27 protein-coding genes are annotated in these 26,819 nt (G+C 60.1%); 12 read left to right on the top strand and 15 right to left on the bottom strand.

Annotated features, from left to right (window positions below):
* Nucleotides 1–207 precede the first annotated feature (207 nt).
* The 3 genes from JAO82_RS02245 to JAO82_RS02235 all read left to right on the top strand — a co-directional run bounded on the left by JAO82_RS02245 (nt 208) and on the right by JAO82_RS02235 (nt 3,293).
* A complete protein-coding gene (locus tag JAO82_RS02245; protein WP_198684695.1) occupies nt 208–924 on the top strand; it encodes a helix-turn-helix transcriptional regulator in 717 nt (238 codons plus the stop codon).
* 147 nt (nt 925–1,071) lie between these two features.
* Nucleotides 1,072–1,710 (top strand): acyl-homoserine-lactone synthase, encoded by a 639-nt coding sequence (locus JAO82_RS02240; RefSeq protein WP_198684694.1) that lies wholly within the window; start codon nt 1,072–1,074, stop codon nt 1,708–1,710.
* Between the two features lie 53 nt (nt 1,711–1,763).
* Complete coding sequence (locus tag JAO82_RS02235; protein WP_198684693.1) at nt 1,764–3,293, top strand: ATP-dependent DNA helicase; 1,530 nt, start codon at nt 1,764–1,766, stop codon at nt 3,291–3,293.
* 1 nt (nt 3,294) lies between these two features.
* On the opposite strand, the gene JAO82_RS02230 is transcribed toward JAO82_RS02235, so the two are convergent.
* The 8 genes from JAO82_RS02230 to trpS all read right to left on the bottom strand — a co-directional run bounded on the left by JAO82_RS02230 (nt 3,295) and on the right by trpS (nt 9,252).
* Nucleotides 3,295–4,029 carry a TIGR02186 family protein gene (locus tag JAO82_RS02230; RefSeq protein ID WP_198684811.1) on the bottom strand — a complete coding sequence of 245 codons (735 nt, stop codon included), beginning with the start codon at nt 4,027–4,029 and terminating at the stop codon, nt 3,295–3,297.
* Between the two features lie 34 nt (nt 4,030–4,063).
* The gene (locus tag JAO82_RS02225) at nt 4,064–4,987 is read right to left on the bottom strand and encodes a sulfite exporter TauE/SafE family protein (RefSeq protein WP_198684692.1); all 924 of its coding nucleotides are present in this window, start codon (nt 4,985–4,987) and stop codon (nt 4,064–4,066) included.
* Between the two features lie 86 nt (nt 4,988–5,073).
* Complete coding sequence (locus tag JAO82_RS02220; protein WP_198684691.1) at nt 5,074–5,475, bottom strand: GNAT family N-acetyltransferase; 402 nt, start codon at nt 5,473–5,475, stop codon at nt 5,074–5,076.
* A 14-nt stretch (nt 5,476–5,489) separates the two neighbouring features.
* Nucleotides 5,490–6,074: a tRNA (adenosine(37)-N6)-threonylcarbamoyltransferase complex dimerization subunit type 1 TsaB gene (gene tsaB, locus JAO82_RS02215; RefSeq protein WP_198684690.1), complete on the bottom strand. Its 585-nt coding sequence runs from the start codon at nt 6,072–6,074 to the stop codon at nt 5,490–5,492.
* A gap of 6 nt (nt 6,075–6,080) precedes the next feature.
* On the bottom strand, nt 6,081–6,644 hold the full coding sequence (locus JAO82_RS02210; RefSeq protein ID WP_198684689.1) for a NifU family protein: 564 nt from the start codon (nt 6,642–6,644) through the stop codon (nt 6,081–6,083).
* 92 nt (nt 6,645–6,736) lie between these two features.
* A complete protein-coding gene (locus JAO82_RS02205; RefSeq protein ID WP_198684688.1) occupies nt 6,737–7,192 on the bottom strand; it encodes a universal stress protein in 456 nt (151 codons plus the stop codon).
* Nucleotides 7,193–7,262: 70 nt separating this feature from the next.
* Nucleotides 7,263–8,126 carry a branched-chain amino acid aminotransferase gene (locus JAO82_RS02200; protein ID WP_198684687.1) on the bottom strand — a complete coding sequence of 288 codons (864 nt, stop codon included), beginning with the start codon at nt 8,124–8,126 and terminating at the stop codon, nt 7,263–7,265.
* Nucleotides 8,127–8,229: 103 nt separating this feature from the next.
* The gene (gene trpS / locus JAO82_RS02195; RefSeq protein WP_198684686.1) at nt 8,230–9,252 is read right to left on the bottom strand and encodes a tryptophan--tRNA ligase; all 1,023 of its coding nucleotides are present in this window, start codon (nt 9,250–9,252) and stop codon (nt 8,230–8,232) included.
* Between the two features lie 100 nt (nt 9,253–9,352).
* On the opposite strand from trpS, the gene JAO82_RS02190 reads away from it, so the two are divergent.
* Nucleotides 9,353–10,033, top strand: coding sequence for a rhomboid family intramembrane serine protease (locus JAO82_RS02190; protein WP_198684810.1), 681 nt, complete (start codon nt 9,353–9,355; stop codon nt 10,031–10,033).
* Here JAO82_RS02190 and murJ read toward each other — a convergent pair.
* The 3 genes from murJ to JAO82_RS02175 form a co-directional block, all read right to left on the bottom strand.
* On the bottom strand, nt 10,030–11,580 hold the full coding sequence (gene murJ / locus JAO82_RS02185) for a murein biosynthesis integral membrane protein MurJ (RefSeq protein WP_198684685.1): 1,551 nt from the start codon (nt 11,578–11,580) through the stop codon (nt 10,030–10,032). The genes JAO82_RS02190 and murJ overlap by 4 nt on opposite strands.
* Before the next feature lie 132 nt (nt 11,581–11,712).
* Complete coding sequence (locus JAO82_RS02180) at nt 11,713–14,514, bottom strand: [protein-PII] uridylyltransferase (RefSeq protein ID WP_408635483.1); 2,802 nt, start codon at nt 14,512–14,514, stop codon at nt 11,713–11,715.
* Entirely contained in the window at nt 14,501–15,679 is a 1,179-nt protein-coding gene (locus JAO82_RS02175) for a penicillin-binding protein activator (protein ID WP_198684684.1), read from the bottom strand. The genes JAO82_RS02180 and JAO82_RS02175 overlap by 14 nt, the downstream gene beginning before the upstream one ends.
* An 85-nt stretch (nt 15,680–15,764) precedes the next feature.
* Between JAO82_RS02175 and rsmI the strand changes: the two genes are divergently transcribed.
* The 3 genes from rsmI to gshB all read left to right on the top strand — a co-directional run bounded on the left by rsmI (nt 15,765) and on the right by gshB (nt 18,016).
* Nucleotides 15,765–16,622: a 16S rRNA (cytidine(1402)-2'-O)-methyltransferase gene (rsmI, locus tag JAO82_RS02170; protein ID WP_198684683.1), complete on the top strand. Its 858-nt coding sequence runs from the start codon at nt 15,765–15,767 to the stop codon at nt 16,620–16,622.
* A gap of 4 nt (nt 16,623–16,626) precedes the next feature.
* Nucleotides 16,627–17,001 (top strand): YraN family protein, encoded by a 375-nt coding sequence (locus JAO82_RS02165; RefSeq protein WP_198684682.1) that lies wholly within the window; start codon nt 16,627–16,629, stop codon nt 16,999–17,001.
* Between the two features lie 73 nt (nt 17,002–17,074).
* The gene (gshB, locus tag JAO82_RS02160) at nt 17,075–18,016 is read left to right on the top strand and encodes a glutathione synthase (protein WP_198684681.1); all 942 of its coding nucleotides are present in this window, start codon (nt 17,075–17,077) and stop codon (nt 18,014–18,016) included.
* Nucleotides 18,017–18,333: 317 nt separating this feature from the next.
* Here the strand turns inward: gshB and JAO82_RS02155 are convergent, their stop codons facing one another.
* The 3 genes from JAO82_RS02155 to cobU form a co-directional block, all read right to left on the bottom strand.
* A complete protein-coding gene (locus JAO82_RS02155) occupies nt 18,334–19,848 on the bottom strand; it encodes a YifB family Mg chelatase-like AAA ATPase (protein WP_198684680.1) in 1,515 nt (504 codons plus the stop codon).
* Between the two features lie 107 nt (nt 19,849–19,955).
* Nucleotides 19,956–20,534 carry a histidine phosphatase family protein gene (locus JAO82_RS02150; protein ID WP_198684679.1) on the bottom strand — a complete coding sequence of 193 codons (579 nt, stop codon included), beginning with the start codon at nt 20,532–20,534 and terminating at the stop codon, nt 19,956–19,958.
* Nucleotides 20,531–21,052 carry a bifunctional adenosylcobinamide kinase/adenosylcobinamide-phosphate guanylyltransferase gene (gene cobU, locus JAO82_RS02145; RefSeq protein ID WP_198684678.1) on the bottom strand — a complete coding sequence of 174 codons (522 nt, stop codon included), beginning with the start codon at nt 21,050–21,052 and terminating at the stop codon, nt 20,531–20,533. The genes JAO82_RS02150 and cobU overlap by 4 nt, the downstream gene beginning before the upstream one ends.
* A 106-nt stretch (nt 21,053–21,158) precedes the next feature.
* Here cobU and JAO82_RS02140 point away from each other — a divergent pair, with 106 nt between their 5' ends.
* The 5 genes from JAO82_RS02140 to JAO82_RS02120 all read left to right on the top strand — a co-directional run bounded on the left by JAO82_RS02140 (nt 21,159) and on the right by JAO82_RS02120 (nt 25,691).
* Nucleotides 21,159–22,037, top strand: a complete 879-nt coding sequence (locus JAO82_RS02140; protein WP_198684677.1) for an RNA polymerase factor sigma-32 — start codon at nt 21,159–21,161, stop codon at nt 22,035–22,037.
* On the top strand, nt 22,034–22,858 hold the full coding sequence (locus tag JAO82_RS02135) for a ChaN family lipoprotein (RefSeq protein WP_198684676.1): 825 nt from the start codon (nt 22,034–22,036) through the stop codon (nt 22,856–22,858). Before JAO82_RS02140 ends, JAO82_RS02135 begins: the two co-directional genes overlap by 4 nt.
* Nucleotides 22,859–22,920: 62 nt before the next feature.
* Nucleotides 22,921–24,117, top strand: coding sequence for a bifunctional phosphopantothenoylcysteine decarboxylase/phosphopantothenate--cysteine ligase CoaBC (coaBC, locus tag JAO82_RS02130; protein ID WP_198684675.1), 1,197 nt, complete (start codon nt 22,921–22,923; stop codon nt 24,115–24,117).
* Nucleotides 24,118–24,171: 54 nt separating this feature from the next.
* Nucleotides 24,172–24,627 carry a dUTP diphosphatase gene (gene dut / locus JAO82_RS02125; RefSeq protein WP_198684674.1) on the top strand — a complete coding sequence of 152 codons (456 nt, stop codon included), beginning with the start codon at nt 24,172–24,174 and terminating at the stop codon, nt 24,625–24,627.
* Nucleotides 24,627–25,691: a HesA/MoeB/ThiF family protein gene (locus JAO82_RS02120; RefSeq protein WP_198684673.1), complete on the top strand. Its 1,065-nt coding sequence runs from the start codon at nt 24,627–24,629 to the stop codon at nt 25,689–25,691. Before dut ends, JAO82_RS02120 begins: the two co-directional genes overlap by 1 nt.
* Nucleotides 25,692–25,707: 16 nt before the next feature.
* Here the strand turns inward: JAO82_RS02120 and leuB are convergent, their stop codons facing one another.
* Complete coding sequence (gene leuB / locus JAO82_RS02115) at nt 25,708–26,814, bottom strand: 3-isopropylmalate dehydrogenase (RefSeq protein ID WP_198684672.1); 1,107 nt, start codon at nt 26,812–26,814, stop codon at nt 25,708–25,710.
* Nucleotides 26,815–26,819 lie beyond the last annotated feature (5 nt).

Below are 26,819 nucleotides of genomic sequence, written 5' to 3'. Positions count from 1 at the left end.
AGCTCATGCTAGGAATCGTTAACCGAAAGTTAAGAATTTGGGGGCGATCCTTGATGCGGCATTATTGGATACTAGACGTTCTAGAGGATCTTTGCTCATATGCTTCCGAGAATGGCCTTGTTGCCCTGTCAAACCAGTTGGCGGATTCTAAGCTGATTGCCGCGACGGACATTGCAAAAAAAATGCAAAAAGTAAGTGCGAGCGCCGATGGGCAAGTTGGATCTGGATCAGATACTCAAGGACTTGGACGCTACCAGGGCGCTTGAAGACCTTCAGGATATTATTACCGCGCTGCGCGATGCGTTCGGCGTCGATCACATGGTTTATCACTGGGTCGAAAGTTCCGGAGATCAATATGGCTGCGGCACCTATAGCCCCGAGTGGGTAGAGATTTACAAGTCGCAGAATTATCTGCGTACTGACCCCGTAGTTCAGGGGTGCTATCAACGGTTCCATCCGGTTGATTGGAAACGGCTCGACTGGTCCAGCAGATCGGCCCGCAAAATGCATCGGCAGGCGATGAAATATGGGATCGGTAACCAAGGTTTCTCGATCCCTATTCGCGGCCCCAATGGCCAATTCGCCCTGTTTACTGCCAACCATAATTGCGACGATGATGCTTGGGCCCGTTTTACCAAAGCACACAGCCGCGACCTAATCCTGATCGCACATTATTTTCATCGCAAGGCGCTGGAGTTTGAGCCGGGGCGGCAATCCGAGCAGTCGCGCGCCCTGTCACCGCGCGAGGTGGACGCCATGACCTTGATCGCCATGGGATACAGTCGTGCCCAGATCGCTGACAGCCTGTCCATCTCGCAAAACACATTGCGGGTCTATATCGAAAGCGCCCGTTTCAAGTTGGGTGCATTGAACACCACACATGCCGTAGCCCGTGCGCTGAGTCGTGGCCTGATTATCGTGTAACAAAATATCCGATTTCCGGTGGCCGCACAGACCCTGTAACCGACAGTTTTTCACCATGAAAGGCAAGATATTGCCGGTGGATGACGATTTGTTAACCATTCTCGCCGTAGCATTGTCGATGCGAACAGCACTTAAAGAGGCTACGATATGTTGCACTACATTTACGGTCACGATCTGCATAAGTATCCAAAGCTTGCGCAGGAAATGTTCCGTGATCGTGCTGATCAGTTTCGCACCCGCCTCGGCTGGGACGTTTCGGTAGACGATAACGGCTTTGAGCGCGACCAATACGACGAACTCGATCCGCTTTACGTGATCTGGCAAAACCAAGATGGTGGCCATGGCGGATCGATGCGTTTTCTCCCAACCACCGGCCGGGTTATGGTTAACGATATATTCGGCCATCTAACCGGTGGCGCGCCCATTACCAGTCCGCTGATCTGGGAATGTACGCGGTTTTGTCTGTCACACAGCGCTCAATCTAATGTGGCTGCAGCGCTTATGCTGGCGGGTGGTGAAATCATGGCAAATTTCGGCATCCGGCACTTTGTGGGGGCGTTTGACGCCCGCATGGTGCGTATTTATCGGGCCATCGGTTCCTCGCCCGAAATCCTTGGTGCTGAAGGGGAGGGCCGCGAGCGGATCAGCGTCGGCCTCTGGAAATACACTTCGGAGGCCCGCGCCCGTGTCGCGACCCGCGCCGGTTTATCGCCAGAACTGTCGACCCTGTGGTTCGAACGTGCATTCGGTGCGATGCCGCAGCCGGAAATAGTTCTGACTGCCTGACTCGGCCGTGCAAACTCTGGTCGGCGCGCGCGTACGGCTGTAGGGTCGCGCGCATGAATGATTTGCCAATCAGTTTTTCCGACGATCAGGCTGTGGCCTATGACAGCGTGGCAGATGCCTTGCGCAAGGCCGGGATTGATATGGTCAGTGGCGCGGTAACCCCGCCCAAGGACGTCGGGTCCGGCATCTTAGCCCTAATCGGCAAGGCAGGCTCGGGCAAGACGCTGCTGTTGGCAGAGCTATTCAAGGCATTGCGCGAGGCCGGTGTCGAGGTGATTTCGGGGGATTACGAAAGCCGAAAACTTCGCGACAAACGCACATTGGCGATTCTTGCCCCCACCAATAAAGCTGCCAGCGTATTGCGGTTGCGCGGGGTTCCGGCGACGACGATTCATCGTATCCTCTATACGCCTGTCTATGATCCTGAATATGAACGCATTGCTGAATGGCTGACCGGAAATGGCGAGCGCCCGCAGATCGACGGGATCAGCGATCAGGCGCTCGACCGTGCTGCAGCATTTTATGCCGGCAATAATTCGATACCGGGCGCCTTGGCTGCAGCGGGGCTGCGCGGGTCGGATTTCATTACCGGCTGGAAACGTCGCGACGAGGCACTGGATATCGGGTTCGTCGATGAGGCGTCGATGCTGGATAATAAGCAATTCGACGACCTGAAGGAGATATTCCCAAATCTCGTGCTGTTTGGCGATCCGGCGCAACTGGCACCGGTGCAGCAATCGGGCCATATGGTGTTCGACGCTCTGGCGGACGAACAAAAGCTGGTGCTGAACCGCATCCACCGGCAAGAGGCTGACAATCCGATCTTGGATCTGGCCCATGCGCTGGCTGATCCGGCGCTGGAATTTTCCGATTTCGAACGGATGGTGCGGGATAAAGCTCAGCAGGACGAGCGGGTCATCTGGGGCGAACGGGTCGAGGTCGATCTGATGGCGCGCAGTCCGGTGCTGGTCTGGCGCAACGCGACCCGGATTCGCCTGATCAACGCGTTTCGGACTGTGCATGGCGCGCCCGAGGATGCGCTATTGGAGGGTGAGCCGTTGATCTGTGATGGTCTGGAACTGCCCTTGAAACACCGTAAGCGGCGTCTGGATCTTGAGGCCCGCGGTCTGATCCGCGGCGCGCAGGTGGTCTATCTAGGCGAGGGCCGCAAACCCGGATTTTCCCGCCTGCATGTCATAGGTGCCGAAGATCCGCAGGTAAGCGCGGCCAGCATCGTCAAGATCGAAAAGCCAGACGAGGAAGAACCGTTCATTCCCTTTGCTGCGCGGATGGGCGCGACATTCCTGCATGGTGCAGCGGTGACGATCCACAAGGCGCAGGGCTCACAGTGGGATACGGTGCAGGTCTTTGCGCCGGACCTGTTCGCTGCCGCGCGTATGGGGCGGGTCGAGGCGGGGCAGCCGTTGTGGAAACGGCTGGCCTATGTGGCGATCACCCGCGCGCAAGAGCGGCTGATATGGGTGGTGCGTGCCCGGCTGTCGAAACCGACTCATCCGCTGCTGGTGGACGATTTACGTACTGCGCCTGCTCCGGCGCTGGTACTTGCGCGCGAGGAAGGCTGAGCTACCAGTTCCGCAGCTTGCGGAAGGCCGCAGATGCGCCCCAGCCCGCCGCAATGGCAATCACCAGCGCCATCAGCCCGTAAATGATCGGTTGCTCGCGTGACAGGGCAAACAGCCAGCGCTCCAGACCCACTTTGCGCACGTCGATGGTTTTTTTATAGTCCGAAACGATCTCGCGGTTGCGGGTCAGAAATACCCGTACAGAGTACTCTCCTTCGATCAAATCCGACGGCATCGAGATCGCGGTGCGAAACAAGGTTTGCTGATCCAGTTTCACATCTCCTTCCATCTCTTGATAGAGGTTTTCTTTTTGCCGGATCCGGACGATTGCATCAGTAAAGCCGGATGAATCTTTGATGGTATCGGGTGCTCCGACGGATCGAATTGCGCGGTTGATCGAGATTTTCCGCCGCAGATCTTCGGTGCTGGTCAGGATCTCGTTCAAGGGGGCGGTGGTAGCGACCGCATAGAAGCTGGGTGCAGCGTCGACTTCCACTGCGGCGGTATTGACCCAGACCCCAAACCACCGCGATTTGCGCCGCACGGTTACCCGCTGTTTGGGCCCTTCAACCGTGATGACCACGTGCAGCGGCGCATCGGCGCGAATGGGTGCTTCGCGTTTGACCGCTCCAAAGATCAGAATCTGCGAACCGGTAAAACTGGTGTTGATCGAGACCTGAGTGTCGGAAAGACCCATGACGACCTCTTCCGAATGCGCGAAGCTCGGTAGAAGCATTGCCAGACATAGGATAAAAAACCGGTGCACCAGATCAATCCTTGCCAGAGGCCGAAAGCGAGTAGAGCTCGCTTGGCTGAATAAGCAGATCGAGCGCCAGCTTACTACAGACGACGATGACCAGCCCGGCCAAAAGGACGCGCAGAAATTCGGGTTTCAGGCGCACTGCGACTTGTGTGCCGAACTGAGCGCCGATCACGCCGCCTAACAAAAGCAGTACCGCCAGAACGACATCGACCGTATAGTTGGTGCTGGCGTGCAAAAGCGTGGTAAAAGCCGCGACAAAGATGATCTGGAATAGCGAGGTGCCCACCACGACCTTGGTCGGCATCCCCAGAATATAGATCATCGCGGGAACCATGATGAACCCGCCGCCGACCCCCATGATTGCTGCCAGAATGCCCACGGCGAAACCGATCATTAGCGGCGGGATCGCCGAGATATAGAGACCGGAAGTGCGAAACCGCATTTTGAACGGCCAGACATGCACCCAATTGCGCTGACGGCGACGCGTCGGAGGATTTGCCCCAATGCGGCGGCTTTTCCGAAATGCATTTATGCTTTCGACGAACATCAAAATGCCGACAGACCCCAAAAATACGACATAGAAAAGTTGCACAAGTAAATCGACCTGGCCCAGACTCTTGAGGTAGTTGAACACCACCATACCAACCGCCACGCCGATCAGGCCGCCGGCCAGTAATACCGAGCCCATCTTGAGATCGACGGTGCGTTTGTGAAAATGCGTCATAACCCCCGAAAACGATGACGCGACGATCTGGTTCGCCCCGGTGGCAACAGCGACCGCCGGCGGTATGCCGATAAAAAACAGAAGTGGCGTCATCAGAAAGCCGCCGCCGATACCGAACATTCCCGAAAGCAGGCCGACGATGCCGCCCAATCCGAGAAGGAGAAAGGCGTTAACCGATACTTCGGCGATGGGCAGGTAAATTTGCATGGCAGTTCCTAAACCTTACCACATCTAAAGATCTATATTGTGATCGCATGTTTCCGGCAACCGGTCGAGGGGCAGGGCGCGGCGGATCAGGGCAAGGGGCGTGTCATCACGGTTGCATCGACCGGTGTGCCGCCATCTGGGCGCGCGTAATATCTGCGTCTGTGGCCCGCAATCGTGTAACCACAGGCCGAATAAAGCGTCAGCGCCGGCACGTTGTCGGCAGCAACCTCGAGATAGGCGCGGCGCGCGCCCAATTGGACGGCGCGGGTGTGCCAGACATTCATCAACGCCCGGCCAAGGCCGATGCGACGGTACTCAGGGTGGGTCGCGATGGTCAGCAATTCGGCTTCGTCCAGCGTGACGCGAACAAGGGCGAATGCCGTCTCATCGCCACAGACAAAGCAGCCGGGGGTGTCTAGAAGACCGGCAAACTCTGCGGCGCTCCAACTGCGGGAATCGATAAAGGTGGCAGCGTGGATTGCCGCCATCTGTGCCGGTGTGATCAATCTAGCAACACGGGCGGGCGATCACGCGATGGCGCGGCATCGGCGGGACGCACATAAAGCGGCGCGGGGGCAGGCGGACGCGTTTGCCAACGGGTAGCAGCGACCCGACAGATTGCCTCGGCCAAGCCCTGCGGCGCGCTTTCCGACAAGATATCCCCCGCCGTTTCGCGCGGCATCAGACGGGGTGTGTTTGCAGGATTGGCGTTATCGCAAAGAAAAATCTGATCGCGCGGGGCGGGAATCGCGACGCTCTGGCCTGGTGCCAGCAATGCGCGGGCTTCGCATCCGCTGACGCCGACGGCTGGAATGGCAAGACCCAATGCCAGCCCCCGCGCTGCCGAAACACCGATGCGGATGCCGGTAAAATTGCCGGGCCCGATACCGACCCCCAGCGCCGAAAGATCCCGCCACGTGGTATCAACCTCCGCGAGAAGCTCCTCAAGCAGGGGAATCAGCCGTTCGGCCTGCCCGCGCGCCATGTCCTCGTGCCGGGTGGCCAGAACTGTGTCGCCCCGCAACAAAGCGGCCGCGCAAAACGCGGCCGATGTGTCGAAACCAAGGATCAGAGGCGGTTGCGTCATCAGGTGTCAGACTGCGATCGGGCGCACTTCGGTCACTTCGGGAATATAGTGGCGCAGTAGATTCTCGATCCCCATTTTCAGTGTCAGGGTTGACGACGGGCAACCCGCGCATGCGCCCTGCATGTGCAGATAGACCACGCCGCGATCAAAGCCGTGGAAGGTGATGTCGCCACCGTCCTGTGCCACGGCAGGGCGCACGCGGCTGTCCAGCAGTTCCTTGATCTGATCGACGATTTCAGCGTCTTCGCCGCTGTGCTCGGCATGGCCCGAGGTGGCGGTGTGGTCGGCATCCATCACTGGCGCACCAGATTGGAAATGTTCCATGATGGCGCCCAGAATGGCCGGTTTCACATGATCCCATTCCGTCGCATCGCCCTTGGTGACAGTGACGAAGTCATGGCCAAGAAAAACGCCCGCGACGCCATCGACCGAAAAGATCCGTTTGGCGAGCGGCGATTTGTCCGCCGTATCGGGAGCGGGGAAATCAGCGGTTCCCGCCTCAAGCACAGTCTGACCGGGCAGAAACTTGAGCGTTGCCGGATTCGGGGTGGATTCGGTCTGGATGAACATCTGGAGCCTCCATGCGTTTCCCGCCCGATATGCGCCCAAGGGGGGTGCAAGTCAAGGATTGGAATGGTTCTAAACTGACGCACGAGGTGCGCTCAGGTGATCTCGATCAGCTTTTCCTTGCTCAGATGTCCCGGCACGATGGTGATGGGAATGGGCAGTGATCCGGCACCGCGCGTCAATTGCGTGACCAGCGGCCCGGGTCCGTTCTTGTCCTCACCGGCGCCTAACACCAACACGCCAATGTCCGGATCTTCTTCGATCTGGGCCAGCAACTCGGGCACCGGTTCGCCTTCGCGGATGACCAGTTCCGGGTCCACGCCCTGTTTGTCGCGCATCCATTTGGCGAAGACTTCGAAATGTGCGCGGATCCGCTCGCGCGCTTCTTCATGCATGACTTCGGCCACGCCGATCCAATGGTTGAACTCTTCCGGGGGGATGATCGACAAAATCGTGACACCGCCACCGCTATTGGCGGCGCGCATGGCAGCAAACCGCATGGCGTTCAGACATTCGCGGCTGTCATCGAGCACGACCAGAAATTTGCGCATCGATCCCCCTTTGCGTTCTGAAAAGTAAGATGCCCGATGCCGCAGATGCAGGCAACCGACTCGTTGCCGCTCAGCCGGTCGATGCGGCCCAGTCCCAATACAGATCGCGGACACGCTTGGTAACTGGTCCGACCGGATATTGCACATCGTCAAATGCGGTGACCGGTGTGATCTTGGCCATGTTGCCTGTCACGAAAATCTCGTCCGCGGTGTCGAAATCATGATAGCCTAGCACTGCTTCATGCATCTTTATGCCGTCGGCGCGCATGTTGCCAATATGGCGCGCACGGGTGATGCCGGCCAAAAAGGTGCCGTTTGCAATTGGGGTAAAAACTTCGCCATCCTTGACCATAAAAACGTTGGTGGTGGCGGTTTCGGCGACATTTCCCAAGGCGTCGGTGGCTAAGACATTGTGAAACCCCTTGGCGCGGGCTTCGGCCAGCATCCGGGCGTTGTTTGGGTAAAGACACCCGGCCTTGGCATTCACCACCGAGGAGTCCAGAACCGGGCGACGAAACCTTGTGCGCGTCAGCGTCACCGAGGCCTCGGGCGGGGGCATGGGAACTTCTTCAAGGCTGATGGCAAAGCCGGTTTTTTCCGGGCTGGGGATGATGGCCGAGGGGTCGCCATCAATGCCCCAGTACATCGGGCGGATGTAAACTGCCGCCCTTTTGCCATATGCTTTCAGCCCCTCGCGCGTGATCGCGACCATATCTTCGGTGCTAATCGTGGGCGTCAACATCAGGGCCTTGGCCGAACGGTTGGCACGGGCGCAATGGGCCTCTAGATCGGGGGTCAGCCCATCAACAAGGCGGGCACCGTCAAATACCGTGGTGCCTAGCCACGCGCCGTGATCGGCAGCAGACATGATCATCGCGTCGCCATCGTGCCATCCGTCGTCAAACCATGTGCGGATATTGCTGCCGATTGCCACCGCGTCGTCCTCATCTCATGCAAGGTTAGAGTAGGGCAGGATTGCCCCCGACGTCCAGTCCCGCATGCGGCTGGTCAACCGATTGTGGTGAGCGTTTGCGCGGTCAGACCGGGCCGACCATCCCGACGATTTCGTAGGTGCGCGCAAGGATTGGCGCGGTGATCGCACGGGCGCGCTGGGCACCGCTGGCAAGTATCCGATCGATTTCGCCCGGATCGGCCAACAGGCGCGTCATCTCGGTCGATATGGGGGCCAGTTTAGACACTGCCAGTTCTGCCAGCATCGGCTTGAACTCGGAAAACTGGCGGCCGCCAACTTCTTCCAGCACCTGATCGACGCTCTGATCGTTCAAGCCGGCATAGATGTTGACCAGATTGCGCGCTTCGGGGCGCTCTTCCAGTCCGGCGACTTCCGAAGGCAGGGCGTCGGGATCGGTTTTCGCGCGACGAATCTTTCTCGCGATGGTGTCGGCATCATCCATCATGTTGATCCGGCTGGCGTCCGACGGGTCGGATTTGCTCATTTTTTTCGAACCGTCGCGCAAAGACATGACCCGCGTCGCGGCCCCCTCGATCACCGGTTCGGTCATCGGGAAGAAATCGACGTCGTAGTCGTGGTTGAACTTCGCGGCAATATCTCGGGTCAGTTCGACATGTTGTTTCTGATCCTCGCCAACCGGCACATGGGTGGCGTGATAGATCAGAATATCGGCGGCCATCAGCGCCGGATAAGCAAACAGCCCGAGCGAGGCATTCTGTGCGTTCTTGCCCACTTTGTCCTTGAACTGGGTCATCCGCTGCATCCAGCCCATACGCGCGACACAGTTGAAAATCCACGCCAATTGCGCATGTTCCGGTACTTGGCTCTGATTGATCAGGATCGATTTTTGCGGATCGATCCCGGCGGCCAGATAACCGGCGCAAAGGGTGCGTGTGCTGCGCGCAAGGTCCGCCGGATCCTGCCAGACCGTGATCGCATGCAGGTCAACCATGCAATAGATGGTTTCGACCCCCGTATCTTGCACCTCGACAAAACGGCGAATCGCGCCCAGATAGTTCCCCAAATGCAGATCGCCCGAAGGCTGGACACCTGAAAACACGCGCGGGGTGAAACTGGCCTCGGCCATGGGGAAACTCCCATCTGGAAAATTCTGTCTGTCTCGCTTACCCATGGCACCACATATCGTCAACCGGCGCGCAACCGGCGCCAGCAAGGAGACCGGGCAGATGAACGGCAATAATTCCGCAGTTAATCCTCTGCCGCCGGTGGTGGCAGCGCTGTTTTTGATGATCGTCGGGATTGAGATCGCATTCCAACTGGGCACGCGCAATTTGATCGGTGGACCCGGCGCCGCAGGCTGGAGGCTGTCCGCATTTCAGACTTATGCCTTTTCCGGCAATATCTTTGACTGGATGCTGGCCAATAACCACTGGCCACTGTCGCAGCTCATGCGGTTTCTCACCTATCCCTTCGTGCACGCATCTTTCAGCCACGCACTGTTTGTCGGGGTGATGCTGCTGGCGATGGGCAAGATGGTTGCCGAAGCTTTTGGCCAGATCGCAACGCTTGGCATTTTTGTGGTTTCGGGGATCGGCGGCGCGCTGGCCTATGCACTGTTCCTGAACGATCCGGTGCCATTGATCGGAGGTTTCGCGCCCGTCTATGGCATGATCGGTGCCTTTACTTATCTGCTGGCCCGTTCGCTGGCCAATATCGGCGCAAATCAGGCCCGCGCGTTCATGCTGATTGCGGTGCTGATGGGAATTCAACTGCTGTTCGGGCTGTTTTTCGATGTGCAGAGCGACTGGGTCGCGGATCTGGCCGGTTTCGTCACTGGCTTTGCGATGTCATTCGTCGTGTCACCGGGTGGCTGGGCACGGGTGCTGGGGAAGATCCGCCACGATTAAGACGGCTGGCGGCGGCGCATGACGGCTTTGAACTCGGCCAAGCGGAACGCGCCGATCATCTGGCCAATGCCAAAATATACGACAATCCCCACCGCGACGAGGCCGATCAGAGCCAGATAGCGTAAGCCGGCGGTGTTCAGCGCCGGGTGCAGGATCTGCGCCGCCCCCCACAGCGCCGCCCCCATCACTGCGGAGGCCAGACAAATCCGCCAGATCCGGCTGGCGAACCGCGCATCGAATCGCGCCACATCGCCCATCGCGCGGGCGCCGCGCAGCAGCAGTGCGACCATGCCCCAGCCCGCCAGCGTTGTGGCGATGGCGGGTGCAAACCAACCAAGCACCGGGGCCAATCCGATGGCAATGCCAGCGTTGATCGCCATCGCCCACAGCGCATAGTGAAACGGCGAGCGCGTATCCTCACGAGCGAAAAACAACGGCTGCAGGATCTTTTGCAACACGAATGCCGGCAGGCCCAATCCGTAAATCGCTACCGCCAGTGCAATCGCGGCACTGTCGGCAGCGGTGGTCGCGCCGCGCTCGAACAGAACCGAAACCAGCGGCAGTGGGATCACCACCAAAGCCACCGCCGACGGTATCGTCAGCGCCAGCGAAACCTCGCCCGCCCGGCTGAGGGCATGGCGGCCACCAATGTCGTCTTCGGCGGCAAGGCGGCGCGAAAGGTCCGGTAAAAGCACGACGCCGATGGCAATACCGACCACGCCAAGCGGCAATTGATACAGGCGATCCGCCGCGTAAAGCCAGCCAACGGCCTTGTCGAAATAACTGGCGACCTGCTGCCCGACGAGCAGATTGACCTGCACCACCCCACCGGCCAGCGCGGCGGGGATGGCGATGCGCACAAGCCGGCGCAAATCGCCGGTCAGCCGCGGGCGACGAATGTGCAAGGTGAACCCGGCCCGCGAGGCGGCGATCCAAACCAGCGCCAATTGCGCAACGCCAGCGACTGGAATGCCCCAGACCAGCGCCCGGGCCACGTCGCCGCCCAGAAACGCCGCTACCGCCATGGCCGACACCAGCAGGACATTCAGCAGAACCGGCGCCGCCGCTGCTGCTGCAAAACGGCCGGTCGCATTCAAGATGCCAGACAGCAATGCGGCGAGCGATATGAACAGGATATAGGGAAACGCGATGCGCCCGAACTCGACCGATAAATCGAACCGCTCTTCACCGACAAAGCCGCTGGCCAAGGCAAATACCAACCACGGCATCAAGACCTGCGCCGCCAGCGTCAGCAGGATCAGAACCCCGGCCAAACCGGAAAACGCATTCTCCGCGAATTCCTGTGCGTCCTCCCCGGTCTCCAGCTTGCGCGAAAACATCGGCACAAAGGCCATGTTGAACGCCCCTTCGGCGAAAAAGCGGCGAAACATGTTGGGCAGGCGGAATGCCACCACATAGGCTTCATATAACGGCCCGGTGCCCAAAAATGCGAGGATCATCGCATCGCGTAGAAACCCGAGAACACGCGATAAAAGCGTCCACATGCCAACCGTCAGAAAACCGGACATCAACTGGATTGGCTTCACCGCAGCGGCCCTTTCGATGGTTCAAGCCTTTAGGAAGGGCCTAGCGGCTGTACGGTAAGGCTGCAATTGCTAACTGTGCCAAATGGCCCGCCAGTCACCTATTGCTCGGTGCGTTACTGTATAGGAATTGCGTCAGCGATCGGCGCGTGCGGCGCCCTCGATAATGGCTTTGCGCAGTTTTTCCTCAAGCACCTTCTGTTTGGGGAGGCTGTGGTATTTCAAGCCGAATACATCTTTGACATAAAACGTATCGACCACCTGTTCGCCATAGGTGGCGATGACGGCGTTCGAAATATAGACATTGGCCGCCGCAAGTGTGCGCGCGAGATCATAAAGCAGCCCGGGGCGGTCGCGGGTATCGACTTCGATGATGGTGTAAATCTCTGACCCTTCATTGTCGAAGGTGATATGGGTCGGAACATTGAATGCTTTTTCGCGCTTCTTCATGCGGTCACGCGTGCGAAAGGCATCGCGGGGCAGGATCTCGCCCTTTAGCGTCTTGTGGATCATGCGGCTGAGACGGGGCAGGTGGTCAACCTCGAACGGGTTGCCGTCCCCGTCCTGAATCCAGAACGCATCGGTCACATAGCCGTCCTTACTGGTATAGCTGCGGGCATCGACCACATTGGCCCCCACCAGAGCGAGCGCGCCCGCCAGACGGGAGAAGATGCCGGGATGATCTGCCAAGACGAAACAGGCGCGCGTCGCGTCGCGGTCTTCGTCGGGGTGCAGACGGATCAGAACTTGCTCGGGGTCTTGTGAAGCCTCTAACTCGCGCAGCATCTCGGCGAATTCGACATGCGCGGAAACCTGCAGCCCTTGCCAATAGGGCGGATAGTGGCGAGCAATTTCGCGATTTAACGCCGTTTCCGGCCAGTCTGGCAGGGCGGCGCGCAAGGCCGCGTGGGCCTCGGAGCTGCGATTGGTGCGGTTGAGAGCTTCCATGCCGGTCTCAAGCGCGTAGCGGGTCTGGCGGTAAAGCTCGCGCAGCAGCGTTGCCTTCCAGTTGTTCCAGGTATCTGGTCCGACGGCGCGTATATCGCAAACCGTGAGCACGGTCAGCAAATCAAGGCGGCTGACGGTTGTTACCGCCTTGGCGAAGTCGCGCACCGTGCGCGGATCCGAGATGTCGCGCTTTTGTGCCATGTCCGACATCAGCAAGTGATAGCGCACCAGCCACTCCACGGTTTCGCTTTCGGATCTGCTCAGTCCAAGGCGCGGCGCCACCCGCCGCGCGATCCGCGACCCCAAGATAGAATGATCCTCGGGCCGTCCCTTGGCGATATCGTGCAACAGTAGCGCGACATAGAGCACACGGCGATTAAGCCCTTCCTTGAGGATGCCCGACGCGATTGGCAGATCTTCGATCAGTTCGCCTTTTTCGATCTCGGCCAGCGTAGCAACGCATTGGATCGTGTGTTCGTCCACAGTATAGCTATGATACATATTGAACTGCATCATCGCGACAATCGGTTCAAACTCGGGCAAGAATGCCGACAGAACCCCAAGCTCGTTCATCCGCCGCAAGGCCCGTCCGGGGTTGCCGTGCCTGAGCAGCAGATCCAGAAAGATGCGCCCGGCAACGGGGTCGTTGCGCATCTCGTCGTCGATCAGATGCAGATTGCTGACCACTAAGCGCATCGCATCCGGATGGATCAACATACCGGTGCGCAGACCTTCTTCGAACAGGCGCAGAAGGTTCAGCTTGTCGGACAGAAATTCATCCGGATCGGCAATTCCAAGCCGGTTGTGAATGACGGTGTATTCGGGCCTGATTGGCGGAGGATGGCGAAAGCCCCGCGCGAGCAGTGGTTCGGGTTTGACATGTGCCGCTTCAAGCTTGGTCAGGAAAATGCGCGTCAGGTCACCCACTGCAGTCGCTTGCCGGAAATAATCCTGCATGAAAATTTCCACGCCGCGCCGTCCGGCGCTGTCGCTGTAGCCAAGCCGTTTGGCGACCGCGACCTGTTGGTCGAAAGTCAGTTGTTCGTTTGCGCGGTCTGAAATCAGGTGCAGATGGGCGCGAACCGACCACAGAAAGGTTTCGGCTTTGAGGAACCTGTCATATTCGTCGGGCAGAAAAAGCCCCAGGTCGATAAGTTCGCGAGAATTCTGGACACTGTATATGTATTTCGCAATCCAGAACAGCGATTGCAGATCGCGCAAGCCGCCCTTGCCCTCTTTTACATTGGGCTCGACCCGATACCGCTGACCGTATCGCGCGTGGCGCTTTTGGCGTTCATCCAGTTTGGCGACGACAAAATCACGTTCCGTTCCGGTGAACAGGTCTTTGACGAGCCGACGGTCAAGGCTTTCCGAAAGTTTGAGATCACCGGCCACGAAGCGGTGTTCTAACAGGGTGGTGCGGATGGTGAAATCTTCGGTGCCCAGGCGGATGCAATCTTCGATGGTCCGGGTTGCGTGGCCGATCTTTAGCTGGAGATCCCAAAGCATATACAGCAGCGATTCGATGACGCTTTCTGTCCATGCAGTGAGTTTGCAGGGGATCAGGAACAGGAGGTCTATATCGGAAAATGGCGCCATCTCGCCGCGCCCATATCCACCCACGGCGATCACCGCCAAGCGCTCGCCGGCGGTGGGATTGGCCAGAGGATGCAGGTGGGTGGTTGCTACGTGCAAAGCCGTGGCAACAATCCCGTCCGCCAACCATGTGTAGGATCGTGTCAGAGATCGTGAAGCCTGGGGCGCTGCCGCATAGGCGTTGGCAATCGCCTCGCGCCCGGCGTCACGCGCGGCAAGCAGGATGCGTGTGGCCTGCGCCCGTATCGCGGCGTGATCCGGAGCGTTTTCGACGGCCGCAGAGATTTCCGCGCGCACCGCGCATGGGTCTAAGATCTCCGCCGCCTCGCAGATCAGAGACCCGGCAGGCGCGGGTGGGTTCAGACAAAACAGGGTCGGCTCAGGAGCCGGCACCCGAGAAGCTTCTTGGAGCTGGAGAGATCACGACAACCTGCTTGTTCTGGATCGTGGCCACTGCCAGGCCGCGCTCATTGGAGCCGTCGCCACGCAGGCGCAGGACACCGCCAACGCCCTCAAAACCAGCGCCTTGGGTGAGGGCAGCAGCGCTTAGCGTATTGGCTTTGCCGTTCCCGACCAGAGCGCCAACTATCGCGATTCCGTCATAAGCCAACCCGCCGATAGCATGCGGTGCACCGCCATAGGCGGCGGAATAGCGTGCCGTGAACGATTGCATCCGGCCCGGATCGGGTAATGTGAACCATCCGCCTTGCACCCCCGGCTGCGACAGGGTCTGGGGCGGAATGTCCCAGCGGGTCAGGCCGATGAATTGCGTGCTGTCGGAAGTAACGCCGGCCTCGGGCAGTAGTTGCGCGAACATCGGCAGGGCACCGGCGGTGGTCGAGGTAAAGAATACGGCGTCGGCACCGGTGTTCGAAACCATTTCCCGCACCCTCGGCACCGCAGCAATCACCCCTTGCTGCGAGACGTCGTAGGAAACATCACCGGCCATCCGCGCCGAAGTCGAGGCCATCGCCCGCTGGATCGCCGCATAGCCCATCTGACCTGTCAAGTTCTTGCCATGCACAACCACGATATTGCGTTTGCCCTGATCCGCCGCGTAGCGTGCCAGCCGCATGGCGGCGTTTTCGAAGGTCGGTCCAAGTACGAAAACGTTGCCCCCAGCAATGGTGGCGTTGTTGGAGAATGACAGGACGTTCACATTGCGGTTGCGCACGGCCAGACCGGCCGCGTTGGCTGCCTCGGCATAGACCGGGCCGAGGATGATACTTGCCCCTTCGTCCACCGCTTTGGTTGCCTGCGCCGCCGCCATTGCGGCGCTGCCCGCAGTATCATAGACCCGCAGATCGATCCGCGGATTGCCGCCCAGATCAGCAATCGCCATACGAGCTGAGTTTTCCAGGCTCTGCGCCAAAATGGCATCGCCCGGTTGCCCCGAATTGCGCGGCACCAGAAGCGCAACAGTGACTGGTTGACCCCTATCGACTGCCGGGCCAGTGCTTGGCATACCGATGTTGTCACACGCTGACACAAGCAGCCCAGAGAGCAAAGCCAGACAATACAGTGCGAGCTTGCGGGCAGGGTTAAAAGCGGCAACCATGTATGATAATCTCCGATATCCGGCGGCCTTGCACCGCGTTTTCGTTGCAGTCGGATAATAGACGTCACAAGAGTCGGGTCCAGCATTGAATTACAAAAAGGTCATATTGCCTCCGGGGCTTTACTTTGTCGCTACGCCGATCGGTACCGCCCGCGACATCACTCTGCGCGCGCTTGATGTGCTGGCCTCAGCCGATGTGATCGCCGCCGAAGACACCCGCAGCCTGCGCCGCTTGATGGAGATCCACGCTGTTCCCCTTGAGGGGCGGAAAATCGTTTCCTATCATGATCATAGTGGGGCGGCAGCGCGTGAGAATCTGCTTGCTGCGCTGGCCGATGGCCGCTCGCTGGCCTATGCATCTGAGGCAGGAATGCCGCTGATCGCTGACCCCGGTTACGACCTTGCCCGCGCCGCCGCCGAGGCCGGTCATGTAGTGACAGCCGCGCCGGGGCCGTCGGCGGTTCTGACTGCGCTAACTCTCGCGGGTCTGCCTACCGATGCGTTCTTTTTCGCCGGATTTCTACCGAATGCGCGCGCTGCGCGCCGCGCCAGGCTGGAAACCTTGCGCACGGTGCCCGGCACGCTGGTTTTTTACGAATCGCCCAGACGCGTCGCGGCCAGCCTCGCCGATATGGCGGAGACACTGGGCGCGGAGCGATCGGCGGCAATGTGCCGCGAGCTGACTAAGAAATTCGAGGAAATTCGCCGCGCCCCGCTGCGAGAGCTGGCTGAGGCACTGGCCGGGGTCAATATTAAGGGCGAAGTGGTGCTGGTGGTTGATCGCGGAAGTTTGCCGAATGTTAAGGAAATCGATCTAGAAACGGATCTGAAAGAAGCCTTGAAGGCGCATTCGGTCAAGGACGCGGCGGATATGGTGGCAAAAATGCATGATGTGCCGCGCCGCCGCATTTATCAGCTGGCGCTGACCTTGGGAAAGGAATGATGTGATGCAATCCGTTGCGGTTAATCGCGGACAGGCCGCCTATCACGCGGGTCTGGCGGCGGAAAACAGCGTGGCAAGCAATTACGAAGGTCGCGGTTATGCGCTGCTGGATCGTCGCTGGCGGGGGGGTGGTGGAGAAATCGATTTGATCGCCCGAGATGGCGAAGAATTGGTTTTTATTGAGGTCAAGAAAAGCCGCAGCTTCGCAGCCGCAGCAGAGCGTCTGGGTGCCCGCCAGATGCAACGGATCTGTTTATCGGCGCAGGCTTATCTTGACGAGCGCGGCTTTGGGCAATTGACCAATATGCGCTTTGACGTGGCGCTGGTGGATGGGGGCGGCGCGATGCGGATCGTCGAAAACGCCTTTGGCGAATCATAGGCAACGCTGATCGTCATTGAACCCTCTGTGTGGCTGCGGCATGTATCCACCCCAAATGATGGAGAGAGCTGCCATGAAGATCGCCTTTCAGATGGATCCGGTCGGGGCCGTAGATATTGACGCTGACAGCACGTTTCGTCTCGCCGAAGAGGCACAGGCGCGCGGGCATCAGTTATTCTATTATGAACCCGACCATCTTGCCTATGAAGAGGGGCGGATAACCGCCCGTGGCCACGAAATGCAGGTTCAACGGGTCCGCGATAAACCCGCCATACTGGGCGACATGCGCAAGATTGATCTGGCGGAAATGGACGTGGTCTGGCTGCGTCAGGATCCTCCGTTCGACATGCACTACATCACTGCAACCCATATTCTCGACCGGCTGGCCGGGCAAACCTTGGTGGTCAATGATCCTTTCTGGGTGCGCAATTACCCGGAAAAGCTGATGGTGCTGGATTTTCCTGATCTCACACCGCCCACCACCGTCGCCCGCGATCTGGAGACGATTCGCGAATTCAAGGCGCGTCACGGCGATATCATTCTGAAACCGCTTTACGGGGCCGGCGGTGCCGGCGTGTTCCGGCTGGATGAAAGTGACCGCAATCTCACATCTCTGCACGAATTATTCACGGGATTTTCTCGTGAGCCGCTGATCGTGCAGAAATTTCTGCCAGCGGTACAAAAAGGCGACAAGCGGGTGATCCTTGTCGATGGCGAGGCTGTCGGCGCAATCAACCGGGTTCCCGCCAAGGGCGAGGTGCGCTCGAACATGCATGTCGGGGGACGTCCTGAAAAGATCGCTCTGAGCGAGCGCGATCGCGAGATCTGCGCCCGTATCGGGCCGCTCTTGCGCGAAAAGGGGCAAGTTTTCGTAGGGATTGATGTGATCGGCGACTGGCTGACCGAAATCAACCTGACCTCGCCCACCGGCATTCAGGAATTGGAGCGCTTCGACGACATAAATGTTGCAGGTGCTATCTGGGATGCGGTTGAGGCGCGTGTCGCCAAGCCGTGACGGGACAGCGGCGGGTGCTGAACGGCCTTGTGCGCCAGTTCGAAAGCCCTGCCTTACCCGTGCGCGAGATCCCGACAAGCTGCGCACCGCATTTGAAACCCGTGCACGGGTCTACCTTGGGCCACTTCGCGGCAGTCCGGTTATATGTGGGAGATAGGAAATCTTGCACAATGACAGCATCCGCATGGCTGCTCGGCTGCGCAAGCAGGGTGTCGAGGTACACCTGCAGGTGGCGCATGGCCTCCCACACGTTTGGCCGCTATTTCAACGCCTTTTGCCCGAAGCGGACGCGACGCTCGCGGAACTAGGACAGAGGATCAAGCGGCAACCGTCGCGCTCAAGCGATAGCTGAGCGCTTCGGCTATATGCGGGCGGCGCACATCAGGTTCGCCTTCCAGATCGGCGATCGTACGCGCCACCCGCAGAACCCGGTGATAGCCGCGCGCCGACAATCCGAATCGTTCAGAGGCACGGGCCAGCAGGGCGCGCCCCTCCGCATCCAGAATGGCGACTTGATCCAACACCTTACCGTCGGCGTCGGCGTTCAGGCGCAAGCCAGATGCGGTGCCGTACCGGTCGGCCTGAACGGAACGTGCGGCGGCAACACGTGCGGCGACCGTGGCCGAATTATCGCCGCTGGGGGGCAAGCCAAGATCGACAAAACCGACCGGAGGCACTTCAAGGCGCAGGTCGAAACGGTCCATGAGCGGCCCCGAAATCCGGCCCAAATAATCGTCGCCACAGGCCGGCACCCGGGCGCAGGCGCGGGCAGGATCTGAGAGATACCCGCATTTGCATGGGTTGGCGGCTGCCATCAGCATGAATTTGCAGGGATATTTTACATGCGCATTGGCGCGCGCAATCATGACCTCGCCGGTTTCGATGGGCTGGCGCAGCGTTTCCAGAACACCGCGGGCGAATTCCGGAAATTCGTCCATGAACAACACACCATTATGTGCCAGACTGATCTCGCCCGGTTTGGCGTTGCGCCCACCGCCAACGATAGCCGCCATCGACGCAGTGTGATGAGGCTCGCGAAAGGGACGCGTCCGGCTGATACCACCCTCGTCCAACAAGCCGCAAAGCGAATGGACCATCGATGTTTCCAACGCCTCACTCGGGGTCAGCGGGGGCAAGATGCCTGGGATTCGCGCCGCCAACATGGATTTCCCCGAGCCCGGCGTGCCGACCAGCATCAGGTGGTGCCGTCCGGCGGCGGCGATTTCAAGCGCACGTTTTGCGCGTTCCTGACCTTTGACGTCGCGCAAGTCGCGGTCGCTGGAGGGCAGCACGACCTCGCCCGGCTGGGCTGGGGGAATTGGCGACTGTCCAGTGAAATGGCGCACCACATCGCCCAGCGTTTGCGCTCCGATCACCTGCGCCGCACCGACCCAGGCGGCCTCGGCCCCACAGGCCCGCGGGCAGAGCAGCACATGGTTTTGTTCGGCTGCGGTCATGGCGGCGGGCAGTGCCCCCAGCACGGGCACCAAGGAGCCATCAAGCGATAGTTCGCCCAACGCGACAGTGTTCTCGGCAGAGTCGGCGGGAACAATTTCCAGCGCTGCCAGCAATGCGAGCGCGATGGGCAGATCGAAATGGCTGCCCTCTTTGGGCAGATCCGCGGGCGACAGGTTGATGGTGATGCGGCGTGAGGGCAGGGCGATGGCCATCGAACTGAACGCGCTGCGGACGCGGTCGCGCGCCTCGGAAACGGCCTTGTCCGGCAGTCCGACAACGGAAAAAGCCGGTAAGCCTGGGCTAATAGCGCATTGTACCTCGACCAGACGGGCCTCAACGCCCTGGAACGCAACGGTATAGGCGCGCGCGACCATTCCCTCTCCCCAGTGACACCATCGGTTAACGGCTATCCGGCAAGGCGTTTAAGAATCGTTAACGCGGCCGAGCCGAGAGGCGCAAAGAGCGATCAAATGCCTGACCCTCAGGGCAAAAGATTTATTGCGCCGGTTTGCCAGCCTTTGGGGCCGAGGCTGATCCGAGTCACCGACAGATTGTCGATGCGATGCGCGAAAGCCTTGCGCGCCGGGATAGCGAGTGCGCGCTGAAGCTGCGTGAGGATGACACCGAAATGGACGACCACGATCAAATCCTGTTCGGGATGAGCGGCAATCAGCGCGTCGATCGCCCGATTGGCACGGGCGCTTATCTGATTCCAGCTTTCTCCACCGGGGGGGGCGGGCGTGCCGGGCTGATCCCAGTAGGCGCGGATTAGATCGGGGGTTTCGGCTTCGACATCGGCGTGATGGCGCATCTCCCACGCCCCAAAATTAATCTCGCGCAGGTCGATTTGGTGGGGCAAACGGGTGCGCTGGCCCTGAATCGCATCGGCGGTGGCGCGTGCGCGCCAGAGGTCGGATGATACAACCACCGCCTGTGCGGGCAGATACGCAGACAGGCGCGCCAGCGCGGCGGTATCGCTGAGATCGGCCGGTAGATCGGTCCAGCCAACCATTCCGCTTGCATGGGTTGGCCCGTGGCGCACCAGATGCAGCCGGGTCATGGAAGCGTGCCTTTCAGCGCCAGCGGCAGACCCGCGACCACCAGCACCGCCACGTCCGCGCGCGCGGCCAATGCGATATTCAGCCGACCCTGTGCCTCGCGAAATTGCCGCGTCATGGCGTCGGCCGGCACGATCCCCTGACCGACCTCGTTTGAGACGATGACCAGTGGCGCACGACATGTCGCGATGCTTTGCAGAAGTTCTGTGGTGGCTTCTGTCAGATCCCTTTTTGCCATCATCTGATTGCTCAGCCAGAGGGTTGCACAGTCAAACAAGCAGATTTGGCCGGGTTCCAGCGATGCCAGCGCGGCAGTGACATCCAATGGGGCTTCGATCAGCGACCAAGTAGAAGAGCGTCGCTTGGCGTGGATCGCGATCTTCGCCCGCATCTCGCTGTCCTGACCCTGGGCCGTGGCGAGGTAAGTCATTGAAAGTCCGCTATTTTCAATGAGGTTCTCGGCATATGCAGACTTGCCTGAGGCTGCTCCACCTAGGACGAAAGTCAACGAACTCAACATTTTGATTGAACCTTTAAGTGATCCGGACGTTGGGCCGATACGTAACCATGACAGACGCGCAACATAAAATGCTGCTGCGATTATGTCGATTGGAAAGGGGGCTGGGATGGCACTAGACACACCGACGGATATGTCTTTCACGCGAAAGGCAATGAAGGCTGAGTTGTTGGATGCCGAAACGGAACTGGAACTGGCCTATGCTTGGCGTGATGAGCGCGACGAGGCAGCGCTGCATCGTCTGATTACCGCCTATATGCGGCTGGCAATTTCGATGGCCGCAAAGTTTCGCCGCTATGGGGCCCCGATGAACGACCTGATTCAAGAGGCCGGGCTGGGATTGATGAAAGCCGCCGAGAAGTTCGACCCCGACCGCGGGGTGCGATTTTCAACCTATGCAGTCTGGTGGATCAAGGCCAGCGTACAGGATTATGTGATGCGCAACTGGTCGATGGTGCGTACCGGGTCCACCAGCAGCCAGAAATCCCTGTTCTTCAACATGCGCCGGGTGCAAGCGCGGTTTGAACGCGAAGCGGCACAACGGGGCGAGTCTTTGGACCGCCATCAGCTTCACCAGTTGATTTCAACCGAGGTCGGGGTGCCGGTGCGTGATGTCGAGATGATGGACGGACGGTTGTCGGGCTCGGATTTTTCCCTGAATGCGACGCAGTCCACCGAAGATGAGGGGCGCGAGTGGATTGATGTTCTGGAAGACGACAGCGCGCAGGCCGCCGAAACTGTCCAACAGCAACTTGATCGTGAACAACTGCGCGATTGGCTTTTGATCGCGATGTCAGAGCTGAGCCAGCGTGAACGCTTTATCGTGCGCGAACGCAAACTGCTGGATAAACCGCGGACGCTGGAAAGCTTGGGCGACGAATTGAGTCTGTCCAAGGAGCGTGTGCGCCAGCTTGAGGCGGCAGCCTTTCAGAAAATGCGCAGATCGCTTGAAAGTCAGTCCATGGAAGTGCACCATTTTTTAGCATGAAGTTCGTGATTGCTGCCGCCTTGTTTGCGCTTGCCGCCGCCCCCTTACGGGCGGCGTCCTTGGATCAGGTAGTGTCCGCCGCGGCCCGCGCGGATGTGGTCATTCTGGGCGAGGTGCATGACAATCCGGCCCACCATACATATCAGGCGCAATTGGTTGAAATGTTGCAACCCAGTGCCGTGGTGTGGGAGATGCTGACCGGGGTGGAGGCACAAATGGTCGATCTGGCGCTGATCCCCGAGTGCGATAAACTGGCCGATCAGCTGGGCTGGGCACAAAGCGGCTGGCCTGATTTTGCCATGTATCATCCGATTTTTCTGGCCGCGCCCAAGGCACGCATATTTGGGGCAATGGTGCCGCGGCAGGAGGCCAAGCGCGCAATGGAAGGCGGAGTGGCGGCGGCGTTCGGAGCCGATGCCGCAGCTTACGGACTGACCGCGCCTTTGCCGAAGGCCGAGCAGACCTCGCGCGAAGAATTGCAACAGTTGGTGCATTGCAATGCTCTGCCACCTGAGATGTTAGCGCCTATGGTCGAGATCCAGCGGTTGCGCGATGCGGCTTTGGCGCGGGCGGTGATCGATGCGCTGCAGGCCACTGGCGGGCCGGTCGTGGTGATCACCGGTAACGGCCATGCCCGCAAGGATTGGGGAATTCCGCTCTATCTCAAGCGAGTGCGCCCCGAAGTAAAGGTTTTCGCGGTGGGACAATCCGAAAACGAGCAGATCGCGGGCGAATTTGATGCGGTTTTGGACAGCAAGCCCGTAGAGCGTGACGATCCTTGTGACAGGTTCCGCGCGCCCACGCCGGAGGGGGTGGAATAACCGCTGGCACACGCGCGGCGTGCGCCTTATGGTCCGGGAAAACACACCGGAAAGCCGATGCAATGCTGGCCCAGAAACGCATATTGTTGATCATAGGGGGCGGGATCGCTGCCTATAAGTCACTGGACCTGATCCGGCGGCTGCGGGATCGTGGTGCCGAGGTCGTGCCGGTTTTGACCCGTGCAGGCGAGGAGTTCGTCAAGCCTCTATCGGTTTCCGCGCTGGCCGCCCACAAGGTTTATCGCGACCTGTTCGATCTGACCGACGAGGCCGAAATGGGCCATATCCAGCTTAGCCGCAGCGCCGATCTGGTGGTGGTCGCGCCGGCCACCGCCGATATGATGGGACGGATGGCGGGCGGGCTGGCAAACGATCTCGCGTCGACCCTGTTGATGGCGACGGATAAACCGGTCCTGATTGCACCGGCGATGAATGTGCGCATGTGGGAGCATCCGGCCACCCAGCGCAATCGTGAACAACTGGCAGCGGATGGTATCCGCTTTGTCGGACCGGAGGCGGGCAGCATGGCCTGCGGTGAATATGGTCCTGGGCGTATGGCCGAAGTCGCGCAGATCATTGACGCGATCGAGGCGGAGTTGACTGCCGGGCCGTTGGTCGGCAAGCGGGTTTTGGTGACCTCCGGCCCAACGCATGAGCCAATTGATCCGGTACGCTATATCGCCAACCGTTCTTCGGGCGCGCAGGGCAGTGCGCTAGGGCAGGCATTGGTCGCGCTGGGGGCGGAGGTGGTGTTCGTCACCGGCCCCGCCGACGTGCCGCCGCCCAAGGGCGTGCAGGTGGTGCGGGTGCAGACTGCACGCGAGATGCAACAGGCCGTGCAACAGGCGCTGCCAGTGGACGCGGCGGTCTTTGCCGCCGCTGTTGCCGATTGGCGCGTGGCCACAGCTTCGGATCACAAGATGAAAAAAACCGCTGGCGGCCTGCCGGTGCTGGAACTTGAAGAGAATCCCGACATTCTGGCCGGGGTGGCGCAGATGGGCGCGGGGCGACCCCGGCTTGTCATCGGGTTCGCGGCGGAAACCGAAAACGTCACAGAGTACGCGGCCGCCAAGCGGCGGCGTAAGGGCTGTGACTGGATTGTGGCCAATGACGTCAGCCCGGAGACCGGGATCATGGGTGGCAGCGAGAACGCGGTGGTTTTGGTCACTGAGGAGAATGCCGAACCTTGGCCACGGATGAGCAAATCCGAAGTGGGCCGGCGTCTAGCAGCGCGCATCGCCGAGACGTTGGGCAGCTGAGTAGGCCGGGGATTATTGGGTATTTATGACCAGAAAGAAACAGGGGGTCGGCGCATGGTAGCAATCCGCGTGACCTATGACGCTGAGGCCGACCGCAGCATTGCCTTGCCGGCATATGAAACGGCTGGGGCCGCGGGCGCGGATTTACGGGCGAACCTGCCTGACCGGGGGCGGGTGACACTGCAACCGGGCGCACGCGCGCTGGTGCCGACCGGTTTGCGCATCGCGATACCGCTAGGCTATGAAGTGCAAATCCGGCCCCGGTCGGGGTTGGCGTTGAAACATGGGGTGGCGCTGGTCAATGCGCCGGGGACCATTGACAGCGATTATCGAGGTCCGCTGGGGGTGATCCTGATGAATGCGGGGCAAGCGGAGTTCGTCGTGACGCATGGGATGCGCATTGCGCAGATGGTGGTGGCACCGGTTGTTCAGGCACGGTTCGAGTCGGTGGACCAGCTTGATGACACGCGGCGGGGCGCAGGCGGATTTGGATCGACGGGGGCGAGCTGATGGCGCTTGTCTTTCTGATGGCGGGGGCGCTCTGGGGATTGGGCGCGGTCATGGGTGTGGCGCGACGGCAGCGCGGCCAGTTGATTGCGGGGCTGCTGGCCGTGGTCCTGCTGCTTCAGCTTGTCCTGCCGGTTGGGCATCCCCTGCGCGAAGCGACCGGTGGCTCACCGGTGCCATGGGCGTTGCTGGGGGGATTTGCGGCGCTGAGCTTTGTCTATGCGCTGGGCCTGCGGGCGCTGCACAAACGGGCACGAGTGGCGGCTCCTGCGGCTGAGCAGCGCCCTCAAACCCCGGCCAGTTTCAGTGCGACCGAACTGGACCGCTATGCCCGTCATATCGTGCTGCGCGAGATCGGCGGGCCGGGCCAGAAGCGGCTGAAACAGGCCCGGGTTCTGGTGGTGGGCGCTGGCGGGTTGGGCGCACCGGCGATGCTGTATCTGGCAGCCGGGGGGGTTGGCACTATCGGTGTGATTGACGATGACGCGGTCGAGAACGCCAATCTGCAACGGCAGGTGATTCATCGCGACGCGGATATCGGCATGCCGAAGGTGTTTTCGGCCGAGGCCGCGATGCTGGCGCAGAACCCCGCCGTGACGGTGCGCCCCTATCACCGCCGTTTGAGCGAGGACATCGCCGCCGACCTGTTCGACGATTATGATTTGATCCTTGATGGAACCGACAATTCGGCCACCCGCTATCTGGTCAACCGCACCGCTGTTGCGCTGGGAAAGCCGTTGATCTCGGGCGCTCTGTCGCAATGGGAAGGCCAGTTGAGCGTATTCGATCCCGCCTGTTCCGGCCCTTGTTATCAGTGCATCTTTCCGGAAGCGCCGGCCGCCGGTCTGGCCCCCTCTTGTGCTGAGGCCGGGGTGATCGCGCCGTTACCTGGCGTGATCGGCACGATGATGGCGCTGGAGGCGATGAAACTGATCAGCGGCGCCGGAACAGTTTTGCGCGGGCAGATGCTGATCTTTGACGGGCTCTATGGTGAGACCCGCAAGTTCACTATCGCACCGCGCCCGGATTGCCCGGTTTGCGGTGGCGCGAAAAGAGCCACCGCATGAGTCCACCGGTGGCGGTTTATAGGCTGCTATCCAGCGCTGCCAGAATGGCGTCGCCCATCTGAGAAGTCGAGACCGGCGTGACGTTCTCTTCGCCCAGAAGATCGGCGGTGCGCAGACCGTCGGCCAGCACCTTCTCGACTGCGGCTTCAAGACGTGCGGCTTCGTCACCTTGATCGAAGGAATAGCGCAGTGCCATGGCAAAGCTGAGGATACAGGCGATCGGGTTCGCCTTGCCCTGACCAGCGATGTCGGGAGCCGAGCCGTGCACCGGTTCGTACAACGCCTTGGGGCGGCCATTCGCCATCGGGGCGCCGAGGCTGGCCGAGGGCAGCATGCCCAGGCTTCCGGTCAGCATCGCTGCGGCATCCGACAGCAGGTCACCGAACAGGTTATCGGTCACGATCACGTCGAACTGCTTGGGGTTGCGGCAAAGCTGCATCGCGCCGGCGTCGGCATACATGTGGGTCAATTCGACATCGGGATAATCCGTATCGTGCACCCTTTGTACGACTTCGCGCCACAGAATACCGCTTTCCATCACGTTGGCCTTCTCCATCGAGCAGACCTTGTTGCCGCGTTTGCGGGCCAGTTCGAACGCAGAACGGGCGACACGGTCGATTTCGTTTTCGGTATAGCGCTGGGTGTTGATCCCGACGCGCTGGCCGTCTTCCTCAAAGATGCCGCGCGGTTCACCGAAATAGATGCCGCTGGTCAGTTCGCGTACGATCATGATGTCGAGACCGGCAACCACGTCACGTTTCAGGGACGAGAAATCCGCCAGCGCATCGAAACATTGGGCCGGGCGCAGGTTGGCGAAGAGGTCCATCTCCTTGCGCAGGCGCAGCAGACCGCGCTCGGGCTTGAGTGCGAAATCGACATCGTCGTATTGCGGCCCACCGACCGAACCGAGCAGCACCGCATCAACCGCTTGCGCGCGGGCCATGGTGTCGTCGTGTAGTGGCGTGCCGTGCTTGTCATAGGCCGCGCCGCCGACCAGATCTTCGGACACGTCAAAAGCAAGGCTGCGCTTGTCGCCATACCAGTCGATGATGCGGCGTACTTGGACCATGACTTCGGGGCCGATGCCGTCACCGGGCAGGATGAGAAGCGAAGGGTTGGACATGCGGG

This window comes from Pontibaca salina (assembly GCF_016307205.1).
Classification (GTDB): domain Bacteria; phylum Pseudomonadota; class Alphaproteobacteria; order Rhodobacterales; family Rhodobacteraceae; genus Pontibaca; species Pontibaca salina.
This window is presented reverse-complemented; position numbering and strand designations above follow the sequence as displayed.